We start from the raw sequence: 24,609 nt of genomic DNA, 5'->3' as shown, positions 1-24,609 counted from the left end.
ATATTTGAGAAATATGCGTAATATGTAGGTGTATAAACAGTTGGTGGAGCATTTAAGAAAAAATTGAGAATATCATTAATGGCAGGATTAGGATTTATTTTTATTTTTTTACCGATTTCAGCAATACTGCTTCTATTATGGATTTCCACTCGAAAAAAGTTTTTCAAATTTGCGCTGATTGGAATGTGGGGTGGAATGCTATTGTTATGGATTTTGTCTGCTGTACTTCGGCCATTCTTTACCAAAAAAGTACTTGATAAATCGGATTTTTATGGAGAATATATAATTGACCGAAATTATTTTCCTGGAAAACAAGCTGATTGGCAGTACAATAATTTTCGATTTGAAATAAAAGAAAATGATTCGATATATTTTTACGTAACAGAAGGAAAAATAATAACCGAAACCTATGAAGGAAGCGTATCCACTCTAACACCTTATCAATCTGCGAGACTTGTGATTGAAATGGAAAAACCTTCTCATCATATATTGACAACTAATCCGACTATATATCGTGAAGTTTGGGACTTTTTTATGGTATTTAATTCACCGAAATTTCACAATATGTATTTCCGAAAAGGAGAATGGAAAGAAATTGAAAAACAAGAATGACCAAAGAAAAATATTTAAAAATTATATCTATATCATCCTATTCATTAATTATTCTAATGGGACAAATGATAGGTATCCCTTTTATCTTTTGGCTTATATGGACAAGTTTTGAATTTGGAAATAATGACCAAATATTTGCAGTTTTAGGACTTATTGGTCTAATTCTAAACTTTACTAAATATTATAAGAGAACAATTATAAAAATAATGAGTTTTTCTTTGATGCTTATTCCAATTATTAGAAGATTAACAGAAATACCTCTTGAAAAGTTTAATTATCTCGCTTTTCAAATACCTTTAATTATTTTTAATATTATCACTATAGTTATAATATTAACATCAATCTGGTCGAAAAAAACTCACCGCAACACGGTGTATAAATCATAGCTAATAAGAGCTAAATCGAACCGAAAGGTTTGTGTATATTTAGAAAGTCCACCAAATTTTTAATTTGGCTTTTAAAAAGAGAAAAATTAAAAACAAAATATAAAAATTCGGCTCTGTGTTTATCCGAAAAGTTAGTGTCTTTTTGTATGCTACGTTTCACCAACAAATCCGTAATGCCTCATATTAACCAATTAAAAACACTGATGATAAAAATTAAATTATTTACAGTCATAACTCTGTCGCTTATTTTAAATTCTTGTCATGGACAAAAAAATAAGAATGAGTTACAACCTTCAACCTCAGTAAAGAAATTGGAAGAGAATATATCAAATGCTAAAAATGATGAATACTCTTTTTTTTCAGATTCCAACAATCAGATAAGTCAAGTCATCAGAACTATATTTCAAGATAGCAAAGGTGACATTTGGTTTGGAGGAGAAGGAGGTGCTTTTAGATTTTCTCATAATTCGCTTACTCATATTGATAGTATAAGAAGTAAATCAGGAAAAAGGGTAACCATAAAAGACATTGCGGAAGACAATAACGGGAAAATATGGTTAGGACATACCGATGGCATAAGTAGTATTGACGGAAATACTGTGACAAATTATTATGAATCAGATGGATTAATCAGTAATGATGTTTGGTCTATTGCTGCCGATAAAAATGGTAAGATATGGGTTGGAACTATAGATGGTGTTTGTATTTTTAACGGTCAAAAGTTTACGGAATTTGTTCTTCCTGAAGGAAAAATAGACCCTACTTTAGGTATTTCTAGCACAAAAATGGTTCATAGTATTTTCGAAGACAGTAAAGGCACACTATGGTTTAGTTCAAATGCCGGGCTTTTTTCATACGCCAATAATTCACTTACAAATGTTTCTAAAGAAGTAGGAATTCAAACGAATTTTGTCAATGAAATATTCGAAGATAAAAATGGTGAATTATGGGTCTCAACAAAAATTGGACTATATAATTTAACAAATGGTAAGGCAAAAAATATTACAAAAGGGAAAATTGAAACAGGAAAAGGGATAGGAAGTATAGCCGAAGATAAAGATGGTAACCTATGGTTTGTTTCAAATCAGCATTCTTTGTATACGTATAACAAAGGAATATTAATTGAATACAAAAAAGCAGAAAATAACAAAGGCCCAGTAGTTTTTAAAATATTGAAAGACCAACACAATAGACTTTGGTTTGTTGGGTTTGGCGGTGCTTTCAGATTAGAAAATGGAAAATTTATTAATGTAACAAAGAATGGACCTTGGTAAAAATGGTTTACGTTATAAAATGAAAGTATAAAGTAAAAATCAGCAAAAACCGAAAGGTTTGTGAATAGAAACTACCTGCTACTTATAAAAGAGGCGATCAACATTAAACATATAGCACATGAAAACTAAATTGTTACTTCTGATACTCATAATTCTGACTTATTCTCAATGTAAAGAAATAATAAAATCAGATTATTCAGAATCCGAGAAAAGCTATATTACAGCTCAAATCCAAAAAGAAATTGATACTCTCATTTTAGCGGTTAGCACAAAGAATATTGATTTATATATGAAAAAAATGCCCCAAGATTTTGTGATATATGATGAAAATGGCAGTCAAATATCACGAGAACAACAAAGAGAATTTGCACTACGTGATTGGTCAATAATAGATACCACTTTGAACAATGCTATGATTATTGATAGCATTGACTTTGTATCCATAGATAGTATTTATGTATATACATTTCAAAAATGGGAACGTTTGATGTTTCAAAGAGATGGCATTACAGTAGACACCGTTTTGACTACCCAAAAACATAGAGAACTTTGGAAAAAAAGAGATGCTGAATGGATTGGATATGATGTAGAAGAACTCGGAGGTGAAATATTCATCAACGGTCAAAAATATGATCCAAATTAAGCCCTGCAGATAACAGGAAATCTCAACCTATAAAAGCCGTTGAATACAAGAAGGTAGGTAAAGGGACATCCATTTGAAAAAAGTAAAAATATTCCTTTTTTACAAAAACTTTAATGAATTTAGTAACTAATCATTCTGTTTCGTTACTAATTCTATATGAAGCTATTGACACAAGAATATAGAGAACACTGGAGTCTATTAAGCAAAATACTATTTAGAACGATATTTACGTACTTTACGCTTTATGTACTTCTCATGGTATTGAGTCCACTTTTTGAAACACCATTTAGATGGATTGGTAAAACAATTTTTGAAATACATTACGAATATGACGTAAGTGGTTATGGTAGTGGAGATCACACTTTTGCATATTTAACATTATTTGTAACTGTAGTTCTAACCGCAATCACCAGTATTATTTGGAGTATTGTAGACCGAAACCGTAAGAGTTACAACAAGCTTTTATATTGGTTTATCGTATTTCTGCGTGTTGTTTTAGTAGCTGCAATGCTTCTTTATGGCTTTGTGAAGGTTTTTAAGCTTCAATTTCCATCGGCTTCATTGACACATTTACTTGATCCTTTAGGTGATTTTTCGCCCATGGGATTAGCTTGGACGTATATGGGTTTTTCGAAAGGCTTTAATGTGTTTGTTGGCTTTATGGAAGTACTTGGTGGTTTACTCTTGATCCCTAGACGAACACAAACACTTGGTTCATTCATAATTATTGGTGTAATGACTCAAGTTGCTATGATGAATTTCTGTTATGATATTCCTGTCAAATTATTTTCAGTTCATTTAATACTTATGGCTTTAGTTATTTTCACAACAGATCACAGGTTTTTACGTGTATTTGTTAAAAATAAAGCCGCAGAAGCATATCATTATTATCATCCTATTAAAAGCGCTAAATATCACAAAGTAATATTTTGGATGAAATCTATTGGGATATGCATTCTTGTTGGTTTCATTTCATTTAATTTTTATACAACCGAAAGCCATAGAGGAAACGACCGAAAAAAACCATTACTATACGGTATCTGGGAAGCATCCTACTTTGTGAAAAATGGAGACACACTCCAACCCTTAATTACGGACGGTTATAGATGGCGTTATCTCATCGTTGATTTAAAAGATGTAGCAACTGTAAAAACAATGGATGATCGAAAACATCAATATAAATTTATAACCGATTCAACGTCTCAAAAAATAATGATTCATAAAAAAGATGCTGAATCCAAGGAGTATAATTTCAATTATAAGAATCCAAATTCAGAATTTCTTCAACTCGATGGAATTATAGAAACCGATACTTTACATATTATATTCTCTAGGAAAAATCATAAAAAATTTAATTTAAACTCTCGTGGTTTTAATTGGATTAACGAACGTCCTTACAATAAATAAATTTTATGGAATTGCTATATACTAGGTGAATGTTTGTGATTTCATAGTATACAAAGTTGGTCAGTTTATATAACACTAACAGTCGAAATATATTCAACTTTCCACCACTCTATTCTTAAAAAGTTACAGCTCAATTCCCTTTAGTTTTCCCAAAAAACATCCCAAAACACCAGTATTTTGGTTAAAATATGTTAAAATAGTACCTTTTTATACATAGTACTGTAACAAAATTAAAACATCGGCGTCTAGTAAGTATATAACAATTTAAAACAACAGAAATTATGAGAACATTAGACAGCAATCAAATCACTAAAAAATTAAACAACACAAACGGAAATATCTGGAACAACAAAAGACGTTATAGATAATCAAAACAATTAAAATTCATCAATCAACCTTTCCGTCTATGGCGGATCAAAAAACAATCAACATCATGAGAACTTTAGACAGCAATCAAATCACTAAAAAATTAAACAACACAAACGGAAGTATCTGGAACAACAAAAGACGTTATAGATAATCAAAACAATTAAAATTCATCAATCAACCTTTCCGTCTATGGCGGATCAAAAAACAATCAACATCATGAGAACTTTAGACAACAATCAAATCACAAAAAAATTAAAAGACACCAAAGGAAATATCTGGAATAACAAAAGACGTTATAGATAACCTAAACCGTAACAATTCATCAATCAATCATCAATCAATCATCAATTATCAATCAAAAAACAATCAACATCATGAGAACATTAGACAACAATCAAATCACAAAAAAATTAAAAGACACCAAAGGAAATATCTGGAATAACAAAAGACGTTATAGATAACCTAAGAAGCATAAGACACCCGCCTGCCAACATCAGGCGGATAAAACTAATCATCATGAGGACTTTAGAAAACATCAGATCCAGAACGCGAAATATTGCCACTCCCCAATATAATAAGTTCGTAAATTATATCAATCAATTCTATGATTATGAAGGAAATATTATTACCGGAAATAAAAGATACACCTATCAAGTGGAACGATAAAACCAAAAGCTGAATTTTAGGATACACTCCAAAATTCAGCTTTTTTATTTGTATTACTTCAATCCAATAAACCTCTTACTTCACCGGTTATAAAGTGTTTTAAAACATCAAATGTCACGCTGAACTTGTTTCAGCATCTTATAACTAATTATTGCTCAGATTTTGTTAAACGAGACCCTGAAACAAGTTCGGGATGACAACAAACATTGTATTATTCATATGGATTCTTATTAAAGCTACCTTTCCACATTTCCTACACTTTTTATTTAGATTTAAACTGCAATTTTCCTGTTTCTATTTTAATCGCTGTTTTTGCCAAAATAGTAAAAACAAAAGCTCCCAATGCCCAGATACCCAAAGTAACTCCCATCTCAATTCCTGTAGGTGTGTATTCAGCAATTTTACCATAAGGTCCCGGAATAAACCCCGGAACGATTAAACCGAATCCTTTTTCAATCCAAATTGCAACAAAAAGTACAAAGCAGCAGAAATATAACACCTTGAGATTGTTTCGTAGTTTACCAAACGTAAGTAAGACTGTTGCCAATACATTTAGCGGAATTGCCGTCCATATCCAGGGTAACAATGCGGTTTTACCATGCAATCCAAAAAATAAATAATATGCACTCTCACTATGATGTGTAGGTGCATAAAACTCTTTAAACAACTCCGATACCAACATAATGAGATTGATCTGAGCCGCAACCGTCACAATCATTCCGATTTTTTTGATGGTTTTATCTTCAATTTTAAATTCTGTAAAAGATCGGATAATCGCCAATACCAGAATAATCAACGCCGGTCCAGCAGCAAAAGCAGAGGCTAAAAAACGAGGTCCTAACAACGCATTATTCCAAAAGGGTCTTGCCTGTAATCCCTGGTACAAAAATGCAGTCACCAAGTGAATCGCCACAGCCCAAAACACCGATAAAATAGCTCCGGGAATATATATTTTGGGGTTCGGAACTTTTCCCTGATATCGTCTAAATAAGATATAAAATGGAATAGAAATATTTAGAAACAAATATCCATTAAGAACTAGCACATCCCAGGTTAGCATAGAGTTTGGAAAATTAAACACACCAATTCCCGGAATCATATGCCATAATACAGAAGGGCCACCCATATCGGCTACTACAAAAGCCAAACACATAATCAATGCTGCTACGGCAAGTCCTTCTCCAATAAGTACCGCTTGTTTAAAATCAATATCTTTTAAAACATAGGTTGGCATCACCAGCATCACTGCAGCCGCCGCTACACCCACTAAAAAAGTAAAATTCGAAATATACAATCCCCAGCTTACTCTGTCCGTCATTCCCGTTGCACTTAATCCAAATTCTAATTGCACTGAATAACAATACATTCCCACAAGCATGACGAAGGTTAAAAATGCCATCCAAATGTGGTATTTTTTTGATCCTTGAGTAGTGGTATCCAAGCTATCTTTAACTAAACTTTTAAAAACTTTGAGTCGTCTCATTTGCGTTTTGCTTTAAACGTTGTACTAATTTTGACTGCTTTTTCATTTTCTTTGCTCGCCCAAAGAAAACGAAACAAAAGAAAAGGCGCTTTTTCCAAGGTATTTTTCAGTTTTACTGAAAACCAGATTTGTTTTGCTAAAATCTTTCCAAGGCTTCAAGATTTATTTACGCAAAAACAAATCTTATACTGGTGGAAAAAGATTTTCAAAGCGCTGCTTTGGAACGTTAACTTTTCTAAAAAATGCTTTTAATTCTTTAATCTTATCAATCCATAAAATACCAGAACTTAGGTTCGGTACCTAGGTCTTCTTTTAGTCTAAACACTTTTTTGTTTTCTAGTACCCATCTGATTGTACTATCAGGATCTAATAAGTTACCAAAAATCCGTGCACCAGTTGGACAAGCATCTACACAAGCAGGGTTTTGGCCAGCCCTGGAACGTTGTACACAAAAAGTACATTTTTCCATCACTCCCTTTTTACGCATACGATTCCCTAAATAGTGTTGATTTTTATTAATCTCATCCTCTGGAACCTTTGGTGTACTCCAATTAAATCTTCTTCCGTCATATGGACAGGCAGCCATGCAATAACGACATCCTACACACCAATCATAATCTATCACTACCAATCCATCATCTTCACGCCAGGTAGCCTGCACCGGACATACATCCACACATGGCGGATTATCACAGTGAAAACATTGAGTTCCCATATAAAAATGTCCCTCGGCCGGCACTTCGTGATAATAATTATCATCTGCTTCATTAAAATTAAACCCTTTACCATCCTTCATTTCGTGAATACGTATGTATTGCATTTGCGAGTTCCTGTCTTGATTATTTTCTTCCACACACGCACTCACGCAATCCATATATCCTTGACATTTAGAAATATTAAAAGCATATCCAAACAATACATCTTTCTCAGCATTGGTAGATGACATATTGATGGGGTTTCCTTTTCTCAATTCATAAGATCTCATCAGTCGATCCACAGTCCCTTTCTTTTCTTCATCAGTCATCAGTTTATAGTTTCCTTTAAACTGTTCTTCCCAATCAATCTGTGCCTTTTCTTTAGCTTCATCATCTGCAACTACACTACAGGAACTACTAACTGCTCCAGCTCCAATTAATAAACTTGCTGTTAATTGTCTAAAAGCGGTTCGTCGATCCATTTTTACATCAAAAACCTGATCAAAACCATCTTTTTTACGTTCTTCACCAATAGAAGCATCTACGGCAGCATCAAAGAATTCCTTGTCACTAATTTCAGATACACTATGAGAACCACATCCACCGGAAGTTTTTCCGCAACCGCAGGACCCTTCAGCTTCTTTTTTACGACTTCCCAGATTTAGTGAAAACCATTTTTTGTTATTTTGATCGTTCATAATTATATGGATGATATTAACTATTCTCTTTCTTTTACTTTCTGGGTATTGTACCTCGATGGCCATCTGGTCTCAAAACCAGGTTTATGAGGATTATGACAATTTACACAAGTCATTGATGCTCTTGGAGACGCCCAACCCGCTACCTTTTTACCGTGTGCACCGCCTTTCCAATCACTAAACTGCTTGGTATGGCACTGACTACAAAGCTTATCACTTCTGTTAAAATCTATCTTGCTACCTGTTAAGCTTTTTAGATTATTCATATCCTCCCCATTATGGCAGGTAATACAATTCATAGTACTCAGATCTGCATGTGCCAATTTTATATCCCAATGCGCCTTTTTTGCAGCATCGCTATTTTGCATTTCGCTAAGCGGTTTATTATGACACTCAATACAGGCATAGGATTTTATTTGACTTTTACGCTCTGGAATTAAGAAGGTATGCTCCCCGTCTGTGATTTCTATGGTATGAACTCCTTCTAAATACTTTTCTGAAGAAATGGGTGTACCTTGATAGTTTTTACTTTCGGCTTCTATCTTATCCGTGATGCTATGATATTCACTTTCGCTATGCTTACAAGAAAATAGTATAAACGTAAGTAGAAAAGTAACTCCCAGAATGTGTGCGCTTCTATATCTATTCATCATAAGTATTGTTTTCTCTTGTAAAAACTTCTATATCTGTAATCACTCTATCACTTGGAACGTGACATTGTCTACAATTGATTCGCTCTGGGTGCGTAACCCTGATTTCTTTAGGAGCAGCCGGTCCTGCGTGACAAGCCAGACAATTTTCTCTCATTTGGATTGGATGAGGAATTATTGGTGGACTACCAGGTAAGGCATTGTTAACACCAACTATAGGTGCTTGCACCTTAGCAAAATTTGTTTCTGCAAAGAGCACATCCGTATTTTGTGGTGTATGACATTGTCTGCAATTGATCATTTCAGGATGTGGTGTCACCGGTGTATAGGCATTAAACTTTGGTACAAAACCTCCATTTTGATGACATTGCAGACATGCTTTTCCTCCCATAGATCGCTCTCCTTTCAGTAATGGATGAGGAATACTAGGTGGTGCACCATAATATGCTCTATTATCATAATAGGTTTCCAAGGTTCTCTGATGATTTTCATCTATAGGCATATTTGCATAATCCAACGCAAGTTCCGCATTTCCGAACACCCCAATTTCTAAAGGGATCAATATATCGGAATCTCCACTTTCTATGGGAATGTACGCCTCTTTTAATCCGGTTTGGTAGCTATAATTCCAAATGATAATAAAAGCTACAAATAAGAGGGTGAATAATGATATGATACCAAGTCTTTTCCTCATAGCTTAGGCTTTTTCTACTTTAACTGCACATTTTTTATAATCAGGTTCTTTAGAAATCGGACAAAAAGAATCTAATGTGATGTCATTAATCAGCAAGTTTTCATCAAAGAATGGCACAAAAACCTGCATCGGTGCCGGCACTCCTCTTTCATTGATAGAGGCTGGCAATACAATTTCTCCGCGTCTGGTGGTCAGTTTTACATTATCTCCTGTTTTAATCTGCATGCGTTTAGCATCTTCTGGATGTAATTCTACATAGGCGTGTGGCATCGCTTTATGCAACACAGGAATTCTACGAGTCATAGATCCAGTGTGCCAATGTTCTACTACACGACCTGTATTTAACCAATATGGATATTCATTATCCGGTTCTTCTGCAGCGGGTTCATAGGGTCGTTGCCATATAACCGCTTTTCCGTCAGGTTTTCCGTAAAAATGAAAATCTTCTCCATTACTACAAGCCGGATCATATTTGGCATTAAATCTCCATTTAGTAGATTTTCCATCAACATAAGGCCACAATACTCCCGACTCTGATTTAAGTACTTCTAAAGGAGCCATATTGTGTTTCTTGTTGTCATGATGCTTACGATATTCTGTATAAATTTCTTCTATATGTGTTTCTTCTTTGTAATAGAATTGCTTTTCATATCCCATACGCTTTGCAACTTCTACAATTTGCCAGGTATCACTCATAGCTTCACCAGGAGGATTTACCATTTGTTCAAAATGTTGCGTTCTTCTTTCAGAATTTCCGTAAAGTCCTTCTCTTTCGATCCACATCGCAGATGGTAAGATTACATCTGCTATATCTGTGGTAGGTGTTGGGTATATATCCGAAACTACAATAAAACGTCCTTCTTTTTTGGCACCATCTCGGTAGCGCTTTAGCTTGGGCATAGTTACCATTGGATTAGTCACCTGTATCCACATAAAACGGATATCTCCTCTGTCCAGCGCCCGAAACATTTCTACCGTGTGATAGGTTGGTTTAGGATCAATATTTCCTACCGGAACATCCCATATTTTGGCAGCAAACTCTCTGTGTTTTTTATTCATCACCACACCGTGTGGTAATTTATGAGTTAATGTTCCCACTTCTCTTACTGTACCACAAGCACTAGGTTGTCCCGTTAGTGAAAATGGACTATTACCAGGAGTAGAAATTTTTCCGGTTAGTAAGTGAATATTGTATACTAAATTATTAATCCAGGTACCACGTGAATGTTGGTTCATTCCCATACACCAAAGTGACATTACCTTTTTGTTAGGGTCACCGTAAAACGCTGCCATATATTTTATATCCTTAGCGGATACTCCGGACATTTTCTCAACTTTTTCCGGAGAATAATCTTCTAAGAATTTTTTATAAGCTGCAAAATCAATCTTCTCAGGTTTGTCATTGAACTTATAATTGTCTTCTAGTCCATATCCCATGTTAGTAAGTCCCTTGCTGAAATTACAGTGCTTTTCAACAAACGATTTATTCACCCAACCGTTTTTAATAATCTCATAACAGATCGCATTCGCTACTGCCAGATCTGTTTGCGGTAAAAATAAGATGGACTTATCAGCAGCCATACTGGTTCTGGTTGTACGCGTTGCAAAATCTATAATTTTCACTCCTCTCTTCAGACGTTGATCCAATAATCTTGAGAATAATACCGGGTGCATTTCGGCCATATTATTCCCCCAAAGAAAGAATACATCAGCGTGATCAATATCTTCATAACATCCCATAGGTTCATCGATTCCAAAAGAAGTTAAAAAGCCTGTTACCGCGCTCGCCATACATAAACGTGCATTGGCCTCTACATTATTGGTTCCGATACATCCTTTGAAAAGTTTAGAAGCTGCATATCCATCCGGAATTGTCCATTGACCGGATCCGTAGATTGACACGGCATCTTTACCGTGATCTTTGATCGTTTCTTGCATTTTAGAAGCGACAAGATCCAGCGCTTCTTCCATAGAAGTTTCTACATACTTGCCATTCTTCTTCACCAAAGGTTTTGTTAAACGATCTTTCCCATACAATGCCATGATAGAATGATATCCCTTTACACAGCAAAGACCTTTATTTACGGGAGATTTTGGATCTCCTTTTACCGCCACTGCTTTTCCATTTTCAGTACCGACTAATACACCACAACCTACTCCGCAAAATCGACAAGGTGCTTTTTTCCAATCTAAATTAGCGCTGTTTGGAATTCCTTTTTCTTGTTCATCAGCAAACAAAATTCCGGGAAACATAGTCGCGGCTGCCGTCATTGCAGACAACATTGCCATTTTTCGGATAAAACTTCTTCTATTGGTTAGAGATGTATACATAGTACTAATTGTTTTGAGGTGTATTAAATCCAGATACCATTGCCAGTAATTTCAAGCTTTCTATCTTTTCCAATTTTTCCTTCAGAATGGCTTCTTCGGATTTGTTCTCTGTCTCTGTGATTAAGATGAGGATGTCTTTATTTTGAGCAGGCATTACTTCGCATTGATCCATTTTAGATAATGTTTCAATAAGTTCATTTTTTTTACCTGTATGTGGATGTGCTAAATAACTTTTGATTGGCATATTGTTCAGTTTAAAGCTTCTTTTGTTATCACTTGATTCATATTAATTCTCCGCTTTATTCTTTTTAAAATCTGTTGTAAAAAGATTTGGGTTAATAATCAATTGAGCCCAAGCCCAGTTGTTGGTATTATCATTAGGTCTTCCTCCTTTGATAAGACTCATGCTTTCGGAAGCGAACATATGAGAATATCCAAGGTTCAGCTTTACATTTTTTATGATTTTCTTTGTAAAAACAACATCTACCTCTGTTCCCAGATATTTATCTTCGTCTCCGGTTAGATCTGCATTCGCCATAAAGTAATGTCCTTTTAGTAATAAGCTTGATGCTGATCCGGTTTTAAAAACGAATTTAGCATACACATCATTCAGCCCTACATTATCAACGTGATTACCCACATAGAAGTAGTCCATAAATCCATTAAATTTATGATTCGTACCATAAAGCGGGAAGAAAGATTTGTTTTTACTATCACCATCCTGATCTGTACCACTTAATACCTCAATTCCTAACCCATACAAAATATTACCAGGTTTATAAGTAGCTTCCAAAGCGATCTGGTATGCACTCAGATCTGTATCACCATCTGCTTTTCCAAATTGATAATAAGCGCTACCTGCAAGATTCACTTTACTAATAGGAAACTTAAAATAAGAACCCGCTGTATGCCTATAGAATGTTCCATCAGGTTCGTCGTTATTAACTCCTGTGAATTTTTGGAATCCGGTGTTAAGGAATAAAAAACTAGCTGAAGATTTTTCCCAGGATTTCTTTAAATAGGCATATTGCAGGGCCTTGTAGGTAAAAAATCCCTGAATTGTAAATCCGGTTCCTTCATTAGCTTGTCCTTGCTGACTGAAGGCTGCGCCTACATCTGCCTTGAACGTATTATTATTGTATTTTATCAAAGCAGCATCGTGAAAACGTCCTTGCATAGCCCAATCGAGCTCTCCAAAAATTCGCTCATCATCATAAGAGATAACTTGTCTCCCGGCTTTTAGAGACCATTTTTCATTCAGAAATACTTGTGCCCACGCCTGGAATAATGAAAAAGAATCATTACCATCGCTTATTAATATCTGGCGTGTGTCTCCCCAAGTACTCACATCCTGAACGCTAACAAATAGCTTTAGTCTTTCTTGTGCATAACCGATATTCAATCTGGTACGTTGCGTAACAAAGGCTGCAGGATCCGCGTCATCCGGAAACAAGTTATTGAAACCGTGCCTGTATTCGAACCGAGTTCTTAGATCGGCATCGATGGTAAGTTGAGAAAATAAATTGTTGGTGAAAAAGATTAAAAATAGAACAGGTAAGCATTTTACTATTTTCATAAAAGAGACTATTTATTGGTAGTATACAAATGTTGTTCTATAATTTTTGAGAAAATATGACTTTCGTCATTTGTTAAACATATATTAATTAATAATCTTCTAAAATAATTCTAATCCGAAGAATCTTAACAATCACTTTACAATTATGAAATTTTCTTAAACTATTTAAGAAGAGCTAGTTATTCTAAAGAATCCAATAGATGATTTTATATAGATCGAGGACCTCATCTTGACAAAAATTTATAAATTGAATACCCAATGAAAGAATCAATTGCTTCTAAAATCGAAGGAACCGTTACTAATTGGTTTTCTAAAGATTCCTCTCTAGGGTTTTTGCTTGTTACTATGGTCATTATTGCGATGGTTTGGGCAAACTCACCTTGGAGCGATTCTTATTTTCATTTGTTCGAGACTAAATTTGTTGTTGGTTTTGAAAACGCTCCTATAAAAAATTCACTTCATCATTGGATTAACGATGGACTTATGGCTCTTTTCTTTTTCTTAGTTGGATTAGAAATCAAAAAAGAAATCATTAATGGAGAACTTTCTTCTTTAAAAAGTGCGTCGCTTCCAATTTTTGGAGCTTTAGGTGGGATGATTGTTCCTGTCATTATATTTTTATTGATCAATAATACGGGGGAAGCTTCTGATGGCTGGGGAATCGCTATGGCAACAGACATTGCCTTTTCTTTAGGTCTAATTTCTTTAGTGTCTTGTAGAGTTTCTACCCAGCTCAAAACTTTTCTCACCGCACTAGCAACCATAGACGATATAGGAGCTATACTAGTGATTGCTATTTTTCTGACTCCTCATATAGAATTTAATAATCTTCTAATCGGTGGTATTTGTTTCCTAATTATGGGAATCGGAAATATTATTGGAATACGAAGTATTTGGTTTTATATCCTTGTTGGAATTCCCGGTCTTTGGATCTCATTACTTTTTTCTGGTGTGCATGCAACACTAGCGGGTGTTTTAGCTGCGTTTACCATTCCTGGTCGTACTAAACTAACCGAAGGAAAGTATAAAGAAAAACTAAAATTATATGTTACTAAGTTTAATTTGATTTGGAAAGAAGACAGTTCTCTACTGAGTATTCAACACCTTAATGTAATTGAAAAAGTGATCGCATCGAGTAAGGATGCGCTGACACCTCTTCAACATTTAGAACGGAAAATCGCACCCTTCATTAATTTCACAGTCCTTCCTTTATTTGCATTAGCAAATGCAGGTGTAAAAATTGAAGGAGACATCTTAGATCTCATATTCCATCCTGTTTGCTACGGTATTATTATTGCTCTATTTATCGGGAAATTACTGGGAATTGTTGGTTTTTCATATATCGCAACCACTTTTGCTCAGGCACGTTTACCTGGTCTTACGAACTGGAAGAAGATGGGGGGAATCGGTTTGTTTGGAGGTATCGGCTTTACGATGTCCTTGTTTATCGCAGAATTGGCATTCACAAATGAGGTACTATTACAACACGCGAAAATTGGCGTTATATTAGGATCATTCCTTTCTGCAGTTGCCGGTATACTTTGGTTAAGCCTAAATACCAAAAAAATCAATCAATATGATGAAGAGGAGTCTATCGAACTGTTAGAAAACCCAATAGAATTATTACCAAATAAATAGTTATAAACTCTTTCTGGTACAGATGCTGGAAATAGATTATTTTACTGTATTCTAAACTGATATTGCAATACGAACATCCACTTTCGATCTCCTTTTTCAATAGTGTTTCCAATATCAAAAAAAACGGGTCGATTTTGTGCATTCAAGGTAAATTTGGATAAGTGTCCGTTTAGAAAATAGTTGATCCCTATATCGTAAGAAATCATAGGATCATCTAAACGATCAAAATCAGAATATTGAATTCTGGCATACGGTTGTAGTTTTCCTTTATCTCGGTTTTTTCCTATTCCGCCTAACAAGTATCCCATTTGATAAAGTACTGAAGTTCCGGTTCCTATAACAGGATAAGAATTGCCTTTCCCATTAAATGAAGTACTTTCAGGATTCAATCCATTCGTTGGGTTATTAGCCCCAATCGAGCGTATGTAATTGGGTCCAAAATCATACTCAAAGAATCCTACATAAGCACTTAGTGCTGTCCCTTTCTCTCTATTAATAGGTACATCCATAAATGCATCTGCTGCCAGTAAATTCATATCGTGAAACTTCTCTTCTCCTCCATTTAAAGAACACAAAGCATCCTGTTGATACTTAAATCCAAACCCAATATTTAAAACCGCTTTTTTTCCTAAATATGTTCCACGGTGGGAAGCGTATTTATTGCTTTCAGGTTGCAAAAATTCATATTTTATGTATCCGGCATATTGCAAATCAGCGTGAGTATTCGCAAATTCTGCGATCCCTTCTGCCGGTTCAATTTCATTCTGAATAGGAAATGGTTTAGAAAGGATAAAACGATAATCTACATTATGAATTTTACCTTTGGTATAAATACTCAGGTTTCGCAATAGATCATCTGTCGTATTTACGGTAGGGAGCGCCAAAAACGGAACATCCATTATCATCAAATTTGATGTATTAGGAGCAGAAAAACGAGATAATCCATTCCATAAAGATTTACCTCCACCAATCGTTAGTTTATCTGAAAAACTATACTCGGCATATGCATCTAAGAGTTTTATAGTAGTTTCTCTCCCAGATAAATAATTCAAGTTATTGGTTCCTACTTGCGTATAGACAAACAGTTTTTCTGTAAGTTGTCCTTTGATTGCTAATCGAAACCGACGTAAAGAAATATCTGTTGTTGTATTTTGTAATTCTTCGGAAACCGTGCTTCCCGGATTATTCTGATTGACTCTTCCCCATAACTGAAGGTATGTATGTAATCCCAGCCATCGAGTATTGTCATCATTTAAATACCATTGTAGCGGTTTATTCCTAAAAGGGGTCGTTTGTTGTTCCTGTGAAATGGAATATTGAGAAAAGAGGAGAATGATTCCTATTAAAACAGGAATTGTTTTTTTATAAATCATGTAATAATGTGCCTGGTTAGGGCCGTGGTGGTTTTGTTGGAAAATAGTGAATGAACAGTGTCACACTGATACCGCCATCAGGAGTGTCCCCAATTTTGCGGGACACTCTTCTGACAGTATTTAGAAAATTAGTATTTAAGTGTTAACGAATGTTCTGTATTAAATGTGCTCACTTAAGTGGTGGTGCTCATCAATTAGCGGTCCTCCTTCTATAATTTGCTGAGAAGCTTGATTGGCAAACTTTTCAAAATTAAGATGGAAAGAATGAGCTAATTGTATTGCTTTACTTATATAAGCTCCTTTTTGAGACCAGGTATTCATTGGATCCAAAATTTCTGTAGGTACCCCTGGACAATATTCTGGTATAAAAAGACCAAAAATTGGGTGCTGCTCAAAATTGACTTTATTTAATTTTCCTTCCAGAATTGCTGAGATCATCGCTCTTGTATGTCTTAATCGTATACGAGATCCTACTCCGTAAGGACCTCCACTCCATCCTGTATTGATCAACCAAACATTTACATTAGCCTCCTCCATTTTTTTACTCAACATTTCTGCATACACTGTTGGATGCAATGGCATAAAAGGTTCTCCAAAACAAGCAGAGAATGATGGAACCGGCTCTGTAATTCCAGCTTCTGTCCCTGCTACTTTAGCGGTATAACCAGAAATAAAATGATATGCAGCTTGACCGGGAGTTAGTTTAGATACCGGAGGTAATACCCCAAATGCATCACAAGTAAGAAAGAAAATATTCTTAGGATTCTTTGCATAGGATGGTTCTTGTATATTATCAATATGATAAATTGGATAACTTACACGAGTATTCTGAGTGATAGAGCTATCTTCAAAATCCACTTCTCCATTTTCTTTGAAAACTACATTTTCTAATATGGCTCCGGGTTTAATAGCTCTATAAATGTCTGGTTCTTTTTCTTCTGTTAGGTCGATTACTTTTGCATAACACCCTCCTTCAAAATTAAAGATTGTATTTTCTGCAGTCCATCCGTGTTCATCATCTCCGATGAGTTTACGATCGGGATCCGCAGATAAAGTTGTTTTTCCTGTTCCTGATAATCCAAAGAAAATAGCGGTATCTCCCATTTCTCCCACATTTGCAGAACAGTGCATTGGTAATACATTTTTTTCAACAGGAAGAATCATATTTAATGCAGAGAAAATTCCTTTTTTCATTTCTCCTGTATATGCAGAACCTCCTACTAGTGCGATTTTTTTGGTAAAGTTAAGGATAGAGAAGTTTGCTTGTCTGATTCCGTAGGCAGCTGGATCTTTTGCCTCATATCCGGGAGCACATAATACCAACCACTCTTCTTCAAAATTCTCCAGTTCAGATTCCTCAAAACGTAAGAACATATTATAAATAAACATATTAGACCAAGGATATTCTGTGATCGTACGTACATTCATTTTATATTCGGGATCCGCACATACATAGGCATCTCTTACATATAGCTCTTTCCCAGACATGTAGTTAATAATCTCATCTTGTAAAAGATCAAACTTATCCGGATCGATAGGTTTATTAGTTTTTCCCCACCAAACCTTATCTTTGGTGTAGTCATCTTTTACTAAGAAACGGTCTTTTGGAGATCTTCCTGTAAATTTACCGGTGTTGATAGCGAGTGTACCATTAGAAGTTTCTCTACCCATTCCTTTTTCGATGGTAATTTCCTGTAGTTTTTCTGGAGAAAGGTTGTAATGGACCGTAGTGTCTTTTAATCCATATTTCTCTAGATTGACATTTGCGTTTAATACATTTTCCATTTTCTAAATAATTTAAATTTTAATACTATGTTGGTTACACCCGTTTATAATGCATAAACTGGGTTAAAAGGGCCATATGACTGGCACTAATAAAAGGGTTACTATAAAAAACAATAACAATAAAGGCGCTCCTACTTTTACATAATCAAGAAACTTATAACCTCCTGCCGACAGTACCATAGCATTGGTTGTAGTTCCTACAGGTGTAAGAAATGCCGTAGATGCACTTATCGCCACAGTAATCATTATTGGTTTTGGGGAGATCCCCAAATTGGTAGCAGCTAGTATTGCTATAGGAGCCATTAATACTGCTGTAGCAGAATTATTGATTGTTTGACTAAATGTGGTTGTCAATAAAAACACACCTCCTAACAGTGCTATTGGATGGATGGCCCCCAAATATTTTACCAAACCATCCGCAGCCAGTTGGGCAGCACCTGTTTTCTGTAATGCAATACCCATAGGTATCATAGCCGCAATCATGATCACACTAGTCCAGCTGATTCCTTTATAAGCTTTGTTAATAGGAACACATCCGGTAATCAACGTAATGCCTGCACAAATCAGAGCAGCTATCGCTCCAGGAACAATTTTAAATACAAGTAGTACAATCATTAAAACCAATGTTCCTAAGGCAATGAATGATCTAGGTGTAAGGTTTTCAACATTTTTAGCCATTCCTTCGGGGCTTCCGCAAATGACCAAATTCTCGTACATCTCCTTTAAATCACCTATATTTTCCCAAGATCCTCTGATTAAAAATGCATCACCTGCTTTCACCTTAATTTCTTTATCCTCTAAAGGCTCATTATTTCTAGAAGCCCCCAATAATTGAATTTTGAATCTCTCGAAATAATCTCCAATCTTGATTTTTCTTCCTACAAATAGAGACTTAGGAGTTACTATCACCTCTGCCATACCTACTTCCTGATTGATCAAATTATTTTTTAATTCTTCCTCAATCGGATCTAATCTCCACAACCCTAACCTGAATTCAATCATTATTTTATTGATCGCTTCGGTTTCACCTTTTACGGTAATGATATCGTGATACTTAAACTCGGTATCTTCATCTGGAAACTCAATAAATGCCGGGTTTTTTTGGAATAAATTTGGATGCCTTCGTTTCAAGCGAATGATCGAAATATTGTATTTTTCTTCAAAATCCCAATCTTTTATTTTGGTTCCTAATAAAGGTGAAATAGAGCGGACACGTAATCTGAAGTAATTCTGATCTACGCGATACGCTTCAATCCACTTATGCAGTTCGGAGTCAATATTTACAGGTTTATTCCGGGTTTTGTAACTAGGCAACAATTTATATCCGAAGTATCGAAAGTAAATGATCGCTATGATCAATAGTGGCAACCCTATCAAACCAAATTCAAAGAACGAAAAACCGGTAAATCCTTGTTCTATCAAAGCATTGCTAGCAATGATATTTGGCGGGGTACCAGTTAAAGTAAGTAGTCCACCAGTATTGGATCCAAATGCTACCGGCATTAATAATTTTGAAGGCAATGTTCCTATATTCCAAGCTGCAGAAATTGTAACCGGAAGTAACGTGGCCACTGTACCCGTATTACTTACAAATCCAGACAATACTCCTGATCCAAGGGTTACAATTATTAATAATTTTGGAACACTTTTTCCTGCCCATTGTATGAACTTGTTGCCTGCCAGCGCTGTCCACCCTGTTTGAGACAATCCTTCTCCTATGATAAAAAGGGCAGCAATCATGATTACCGTGGTGTTACTAAAACCACTAAAAGTTTCTGTAACATCCAGAACGCCTGTCAAATACAGGCTAAGCATCGATAACAAGGCTACGACATCGGGGGGATATTTACCCCAAATAAATAAACCAATTGTTATCACAAAAATGATTAACATTATATACATCTCAATCTCTTTTTTGATGTTGATTATTCAGTGATTAAAAAGCTTTTGATAAGCTTTAACTTAAAATTTCAGTCTGAATTTTAATCAATTGTCAAAAGAGGAATTTCTGTATGTAGTGTTAATAATTTAGTTAACCTTCCTTCAGAAGGCCCATTCTTTTTAGCATGATTTCTTGGTAAAATTGCCAATAAATCAATTTCTTTTTCTTTTATATATTCAAAGATCCCTTTCTCAATATCAGTATTCTCTTGAAATGTATGATGTGAATAGAAATTCTCTAGATAGTATTCTATCGCATTTTCATTTTTCTCATCAGCAGGAGTATATCCATAGCATCCATTCTCATTACAAATAGTTAACACATGAACTTGTGCGTGAAAACGTCTTGCTACATCCAATAAGGTTCCCAGAACTTTTGCATCTTCTATCTCTTTTTGACCCAGTATTAATGCTATTTTTTTAACTCCGAATTCTTTGATGTTTTCAGGAATCGCAATAACAGGAAAATCTGCTTCCAATGTTAGTCTAGAAGTATTGGTAGTAGCTGATTCATCTTCAGCTCCTTTAGTACCCATAATAACCAAATCAGCTTGAAACTCTTTTTGCGTTTCTAGAATATTATCTATCAGATCTCCTGATTTTATTACTGATTTAATCGTGCCTCTAAAATATGGATTGTCTTTTTTAATTTTTGTAATTGTTTCATCCAACGTATTATGAATAGAAGTATCTTCTGACATATCCGTAATATGAGTCAATAAAATCTCAATTGACTTGTCATCTCCTGCAAAGTTTATTGCATAGGCTAAAGCACTTTCTGTGGTGGCGGATTGGTCGAAAGGAACAATAATTTTAGTGATATCTTTCATAATCTTTTTTTTAGTTTTAGGATCTAGTGGTTATCCCGGTTCGTTGGTTTTATACTACAAAGGTTAGCTTATTACTAAAGGTAAAAAATGACATTTATCAGCTTTTACTATCTATTTCTTTCAGAATTTTGTTAGAAATAGATTATTAATAATTGATTCAGGTACTCATGAAAAAAAACTTAGGAAAAATTGATTCAATAATCAGAATCATTCTCGGTATCGTATTGGCTTACTTATTCTATAATAACTATATCGCTGGAACGATAGGAATCGTTTTGCTTTCTATATCCGGTGTCTTAGTCATTACAGGATTTATGGGTTGGTGTCCTTTGTACCGACTTTTAGGAATAAAAACCTGTCAGGTTAAGAGTGGACTGACTGAAGATTAACAACATTAACCATCTTGATACATTATAAAAAAATTGGCACACCGTCTTTTTTTGTAAAAAGTGAGGTCATCTCTTTGATGTTTTTGGTATAATCTATACATGAAAATTCATCAAAAAACATCAGCTTTGAGAATATTTAATGTGTTTAGACCAACTATAATCAGACCTCAACTTATATCTGGTAATACGTTTAAAGCCAACTAATGGATTGTGCTCTATAAATTCTATTTGAAAAGGTTTGATTAGATATCCGCCCCAACATTCAGGTTTCGGAATTTCTTTATTTTGAAACTGAGTCTTGTATTTTTTTAAGCGTTTTTCTAATGTTTCTCGAGAAGTGATGACCTTACTCTGATCAGATGCCCAGGCACCCAACTTACTGCCTTCCGGACGAGATTCAAAATATCCTTCTGATAAATTTTCCGGAAGCTTTTCTGCCTTGCCAGAAATAAAGACTTCTCGTTTTGATTGTATCCAGTTAAACAAAACAGAAACATTGTTATCTTGGGCAATTGCTTTTCCCTTCTCACTGTTATAATTCGTAAAGAATATAAATCCTTCCCAGGTAAAACGTTTTAGCAGTACTACTCTGCTTTTAGGAAAGCCATCTAAACCTTTAGTTGACAATACCATTGCATTAACCTCATCTTCAGGATGTGCTTTTTCTACTTCTAAAAACCATTTCTGAAAATGTTCTATGGGGTTATGATTATCGGACTTATTCATTAATCTGTGCCTTTTATTTTTCTTCCATTCCAATTGGTTAATATCGTTACGTAGACAACAACCGATATAGAGCTTAACGGCATTAATATCGCAGCAATAATTGGCGATAATTGTCCGGTAACAGCAAAATATAATCCAATAGCATTATATAAAAACGATAATATAAAACTCGATTTGATAATATCAATTGACTTTTTAGAAATGTTGAGATACTTTGGTATTTTATCAAATTGAGAAGCGTCTAGAATTGCGTCGCAAGCTGGAGAAAACACATTTACATTTTCTGAAACCGCAATACCCACGTTACTCTGCGCCAAAGCACCTGCGTCATTCAACCCATCACCAATCATAATTACTTTTTGTGTTGACTCCTGTAATGATTTGATATAATTTAATTTGTCATCAGGTTTTTGGTTAAATAACAATAAAGTACCTTCTGGTAGTAATTGTTTCAAATGTTGCTTTTCTCCTTCATTATCACCGGATAGAATAGACAGTTTATAATCCTTGGTTAACGTATCAAAAACTTTTTTTACATTCTTCCTGTATTGATTATGAAAAACATAGCGCCCTTTGTATTCGTCATTTGCGCTTATATGAACATTTGTGTTTTGTATTCCCGACTGTTCTTTATTTCCAACAAAATTTGAGGAACCTATTTTTATAGTGCTTTCTGCTAATCTGGCTTCGATCCCTTTACCTATATGTTCTTTATATTCGTCAAGGGTTAGTATATCATGTTCCTCAAGTAGATCATACAAAGCTCTACTCAATGGATGGTTGGACGCTCTTAATGTGTTTTTAAGTAATGATTCTTCCTCTGTGGTCAATTCCATTCCTTCATAATTTATTTTACTTGAGGTATTGGTGGTTATGGTTCCTGTTTTATCAAAAATCATACTGTCTGCGTGTGCCAGTTGTTCAATAACATCTGCATTTTTAAGATAAAATTTATTTTTGCCAAAAATTCGCAGCATATTACCCAATGCAAAAGGTCTTGCTAATGCCAAAGCGCAAGGACAAGCTATTATCAATACCGCTGTAAAGACATTTATGGCTTTTGAAGCATCATACAATAACCAAAAAGTCATTGCGACGACTGCTACACACAAAATAACGATCGTAAAATGTTTACTGATAGTATCTGTTAGATTTGTAAAAGATGCAGACTTATCCTTAGTAAACACATCATTACTCCATAAGCGCGTGAGATAACTTTGTTCTACCGTTTTAGTAGCTTCAATTTCGATAGCACCATACAGCTGCTTTCCTCCTGCAAAAAGTTTATCTCCGCATGTTTTAGTAACTGATTGACTTTCTCCGGTTACAAAGCTATAATCAATTCTGGCTGTACCTTTCATTAATATTGCATCTACAGGTATTAATTCTCCATTTCTAATAAGCAGCCGATCTCCTTCTTCAATATCATAAACCTGTATACTTTCTTCTTTACTTTTTTTACTGTTTTTATCAAATAATAACCGTGTCACAGCAATTGGAAAATAAGATTTATAATCTCTCTCAAATGACAAAAATGAATATGTTTTTTGTTGAAAAAACCTACCTAATAATAAGAAAAACACCAACCCTGTAAGACTATCAAAAAACCCGGTACCCCAATCAAATATGATCTCGGTAGTACTTCTTAAAAAGAGAACAGCAATACCCAAAGCAATGGGCACATCTATATTTAATATTTTAGATCTTAATCCCTTAAATGCAGAGATAAAATAGTCTTGTCCCGCATAAAAAACAACCGGTAAAGAAAATGCAAACATCAACCAGCGAAAAACATGTTTATATTGTTCCAGCCAATATTCTGAGACCTCAAAATATTCTGGAAAAGACAAGAACATTACGTTACCAAAAGCGAATCCTGCGACACCTAATTTATAGATCAAGCTTCTGTTCATATGTTTTTGCCCTTCAGAATAGTCATTAAGACTTATATAAGGTTCATATCCAATAGTATTAAGTAAAATGACAATCTCTTTAAGTGTAATGTTATCATTATTAAAAGTAATTCGAACGGTTTTCTTCGGAAAATCAACTTGAGAATTCATAATTGAAGATTCCAGTTTATATAAATTTTCTAATATCCAAATGCAAGAACTACAATGTATATGTGGAATATACAATGTAATAATCTCTGTGTTACCATCCTTAAATTCAATTAATTTTTCAGCAATAGCAGGAGTATCGAGATAATCGTATTTTTTTTCAATTTCTTTAGGAATGGCACCAGGAGCTGATTGTAGGTCATAATAAGAGGATAAATCATTACTCGAAAAAATATCATATACAGTCTTACAGCCATTGCAACAGAATATTTTTTGGTCAAAAGTAATAGCTAAGGTATCACAATCATTCCCACAATGATAACACGTGGATTCTATCATACTTTTCTAATTTGATTACAAAAGTGAAAAAGACCTTAGGCATA

20 protein-coding genes are annotated in these 24,609 nt (G+C 34.7%); 7 read left to right on the top strand and 13 right to left on the bottom strand.

Annotated elements, in window-relative coordinates:
* The first annotated feature begins 63 nt into the window (after positions 1 to 63).
* The 5 genes from ACE94K_RS08365 (at position 64) to ACE94K_RS08345 (ending at position 5,357) form a co-directional block, all read left to right on the top strand.
* Positions 64 to 612 (top strand): hypothetical protein, encoded by a 549-nt coding sequence (locus ACE94K_RS08365; protein ID WP_378182716.1) that lies wholly within the window; start codon positions 64 to 66, stop codon positions 610 to 612.
* 559 nt (positions 613 to 1,171) lie between these two features.
* Complete coding sequence (locus ACE94K_RS08360; RefSeq protein WP_378182713.1) at positions 1,172 to 2,272, top strand: two-component regulator propeller domain-containing protein; 1,101 nt, start codon at positions 1,172 to 1,174, stop codon at positions 2,270 to 2,272.
* A gap of 118 nt (positions 2,273 to 2,390) precedes the next feature.
* Positions 2,391 to 2,915 carry a hypothetical protein gene (locus ACE94K_RS08355; RefSeq protein ID WP_378182710.1) on the top strand — a complete coding sequence of 175 codons (525 nt, stop codon included), beginning with the start codon at positions 2,391 to 2,393 and terminating at the stop codon, positions 2,913 to 2,915.
* A gap of 156 nt (positions 2,916 to 3,071) precedes the next feature.
* Positions 3,072 to 4,322: a DoxX family protein gene (locus ACE94K_RS08350; RefSeq protein WP_378182707.1), complete on the top strand. Its 1,251-nt coding sequence runs from the start codon at positions 3,072 to 3,074 to the stop codon at positions 4,320 to 4,322.
* An 885-nt stretch (positions 4,323 to 5,207) separates the two neighbouring features.
* Entirely contained in the window at positions 5,208 to 5,357 is a 150-nt protein-coding gene (locus tag ACE94K_RS08345; RefSeq protein ID WP_378182704.1) for a hypothetical protein, read from the top strand.
* A 262-nt stretch (positions 5,358 to 5,619) separates the two neighbouring features.
* Here the strand turns inward: ACE94K_RS08345 and dsrP are convergent, their stop codons facing one another.
* The 7 genes from dsrP to ACE94K_RS08310 form a co-directional block, all read right to left on the bottom strand.
* Entirely contained in the window at positions 5,620 to 6,840 is a 1,221-nt protein-coding gene (gene dsrP, locus ACE94K_RS08340; protein WP_378182701.1) for a sulfate reduction electron transfer complex DsrMKJOP subunit DsrP, read from the bottom strand.
* 265 nt (positions 6,841 to 7,105) lie between these two features.
* Entirely contained in the window at positions 7,106 to 8,233 is a 1,128-nt protein-coding gene (locus ACE94K_RS08335; protein ID WP_378182698.1) for a 4Fe-4S dicluster domain-containing protein, read from the bottom strand.
* Between the two features lie 20 nt (positions 8,234 to 8,253).
* Positions 8,254 to 8,886 (bottom strand): cytochrome c3 family protein, encoded by a 633-nt coding sequence (locus ACE94K_RS08330; RefSeq protein ID WP_378182695.1) that lies wholly within the window; start codon positions 8,884 to 8,886, stop codon positions 8,254 to 8,256.
* Positions 8,876 to 9,577 carry a multiheme c-type cytochrome gene (locus ACE94K_RS08325; protein WP_378182692.1) on the bottom strand — a complete coding sequence of 234 codons (702 nt, stop codon included), beginning with the start codon at positions 9,575 to 9,577 and terminating at the stop codon, positions 8,876 to 8,878. The genes ACE94K_RS08330 and ACE94K_RS08325 overlap by 11 nt, the downstream gene beginning before the upstream one ends.
* Positions 9,578 to 9,580: 3 nt before the next feature.
* Positions 9,581 to 11,908 (bottom strand): molybdopterin-dependent oxidoreductase, encoded by a 2,328-nt coding sequence (locus ACE94K_RS08320; RefSeq protein ID WP_378182689.1) that lies wholly within the window; start codon positions 11,906 to 11,908, stop codon positions 9,581 to 9,583.
* Between the two features lie 4 nt (positions 11,909 to 11,912).
* Complete coding sequence (locus ACE94K_RS08315; RefSeq protein WP_378182686.1) at positions 11,913 to 12,152, bottom strand: hypothetical protein; 240 nt, start codon at positions 12,150 to 12,152, stop codon at positions 11,913 to 11,915.
* A gap of 42 nt (positions 12,153 to 12,194) precedes the next feature.
* Positions 12,195 to 13,484, bottom strand: a complete 1,290-nt coding sequence (locus tag ACE94K_RS08310) for an alginate export family protein (RefSeq protein ID WP_378182683.1) — start codon at positions 13,482 to 13,484, stop codon at positions 12,195 to 12,197.
* Between the two features lie 258 nt (positions 13,485 to 13,742).
* On the opposite strand from ACE94K_RS08310, the gene nhaA reads away from it, so the two are divergent.
* Positions 13,743 to 15,122 (top strand): Na+/H+ antiporter NhaA, encoded by a 1,380-nt coding sequence (nhaA, locus tag ACE94K_RS08305; RefSeq protein ID WP_378182680.1) that lies wholly within the window; start codon positions 13,743 to 13,745, stop codon positions 15,120 to 15,122.
* A gap of 41 nt (positions 15,123 to 15,163) precedes the next feature.
* Here nhaA and ACE94K_RS08300 read toward each other — a convergent pair whose 3' ends face one another.
* The 4 genes from ACE94K_RS08300 to ACE94K_RS08285 form a co-directional block, all read right to left on the bottom strand.
* Positions 15,164 to 16,495: a hypothetical protein gene (locus ACE94K_RS08300; RefSeq protein WP_378182676.1), complete on the bottom strand. Its 1,332-nt coding sequence runs from the start codon at positions 16,493 to 16,495 to the stop codon at positions 15,164 to 15,166.
* 159 nt (positions 16,496 to 16,654) lie between these two features.
* Positions 16,655 to 18,280, bottom strand: a complete 1,626-nt coding sequence (gene pckA / locus ACE94K_RS08295; RefSeq protein ID WP_378182673.1) for a phosphoenolpyruvate carboxykinase (ATP) — start codon at positions 18,278 to 18,280, stop codon at positions 16,655 to 16,657.
* A 63-nt stretch (positions 18,281 to 18,343) separates the two neighbouring features.
* Positions 18,344 to 20,182 (bottom strand): SLC13 family permease, encoded by a 1,839-nt coding sequence (locus ACE94K_RS08290; protein ID WP_378182670.1) that lies wholly within the window; start codon positions 20,180 to 20,182, stop codon positions 18,344 to 18,346.
* An 80-nt stretch (positions 20,183 to 20,262) separates the two neighbouring features.
* Positions 20,263 to 21,051 carry a universal stress protein gene (locus ACE94K_RS08285; RefSeq protein ID WP_378182667.1) on the bottom strand — a complete coding sequence of 263 codons (789 nt, stop codon included), beginning with the start codon at positions 21,049 to 21,051 and terminating at the stop codon, positions 20,263 to 20,265.
* Positions 21,052 to 21,218: 167 nt separating this feature from the next.
* On the opposite strand from ACE94K_RS08285, the gene ACE94K_RS08280 reads away from it, so the two are divergent.
* Positions 21,219 to 21,440, top strand: a complete 222-nt coding sequence (locus ACE94K_RS08280) for a DUF2892 domain-containing protein (protein WP_378182664.1) — start codon at positions 21,219 to 21,221, stop codon at positions 21,438 to 21,440.
* A gap of 120 nt (positions 21,441 to 21,560) precedes the next feature.
* Here the strand turns inward: ACE94K_RS08280 and pdxH are convergent, their stop codons facing one another.
* Entirely contained in the window at positions 21,561 to 22,166 is a 606-nt protein-coding gene (gene pdxH / locus ACE94K_RS08275; RefSeq protein WP_378182661.1) for a pyridoxamine 5'-phosphate oxidase, read from the bottom strand.
* Positions 22,166 to 24,565, bottom strand: a complete 2,400-nt coding sequence (locus tag ACE94K_RS08270) for a heavy metal translocating P-type ATPase (RefSeq protein ID WP_378182658.1) — start codon at positions 24,563 to 24,565, stop codon at positions 22,166 to 22,168. Before ACE94K_RS08270 ends, pdxH begins: the two co-directional genes overlap by 1 nt.
* Between the last annotated feature and the right edge of the window lie 44 nt (positions 24,566 to 24,609).

Source organism: Aquimarina besae (assembly GCF_042434905.1).
In the GTDB taxonomy this organism is placed as follows: domain Bacteria; phylum Bacteroidota; class Bacteroidia; order Flavobacteriales; family Flavobacteriaceae; genus Aquimarina.
The sequence above is the reverse complement of the archived record's forward strand: the minus strand, read 5'-3'. Positions and strand labels throughout refer to the sequence as shown.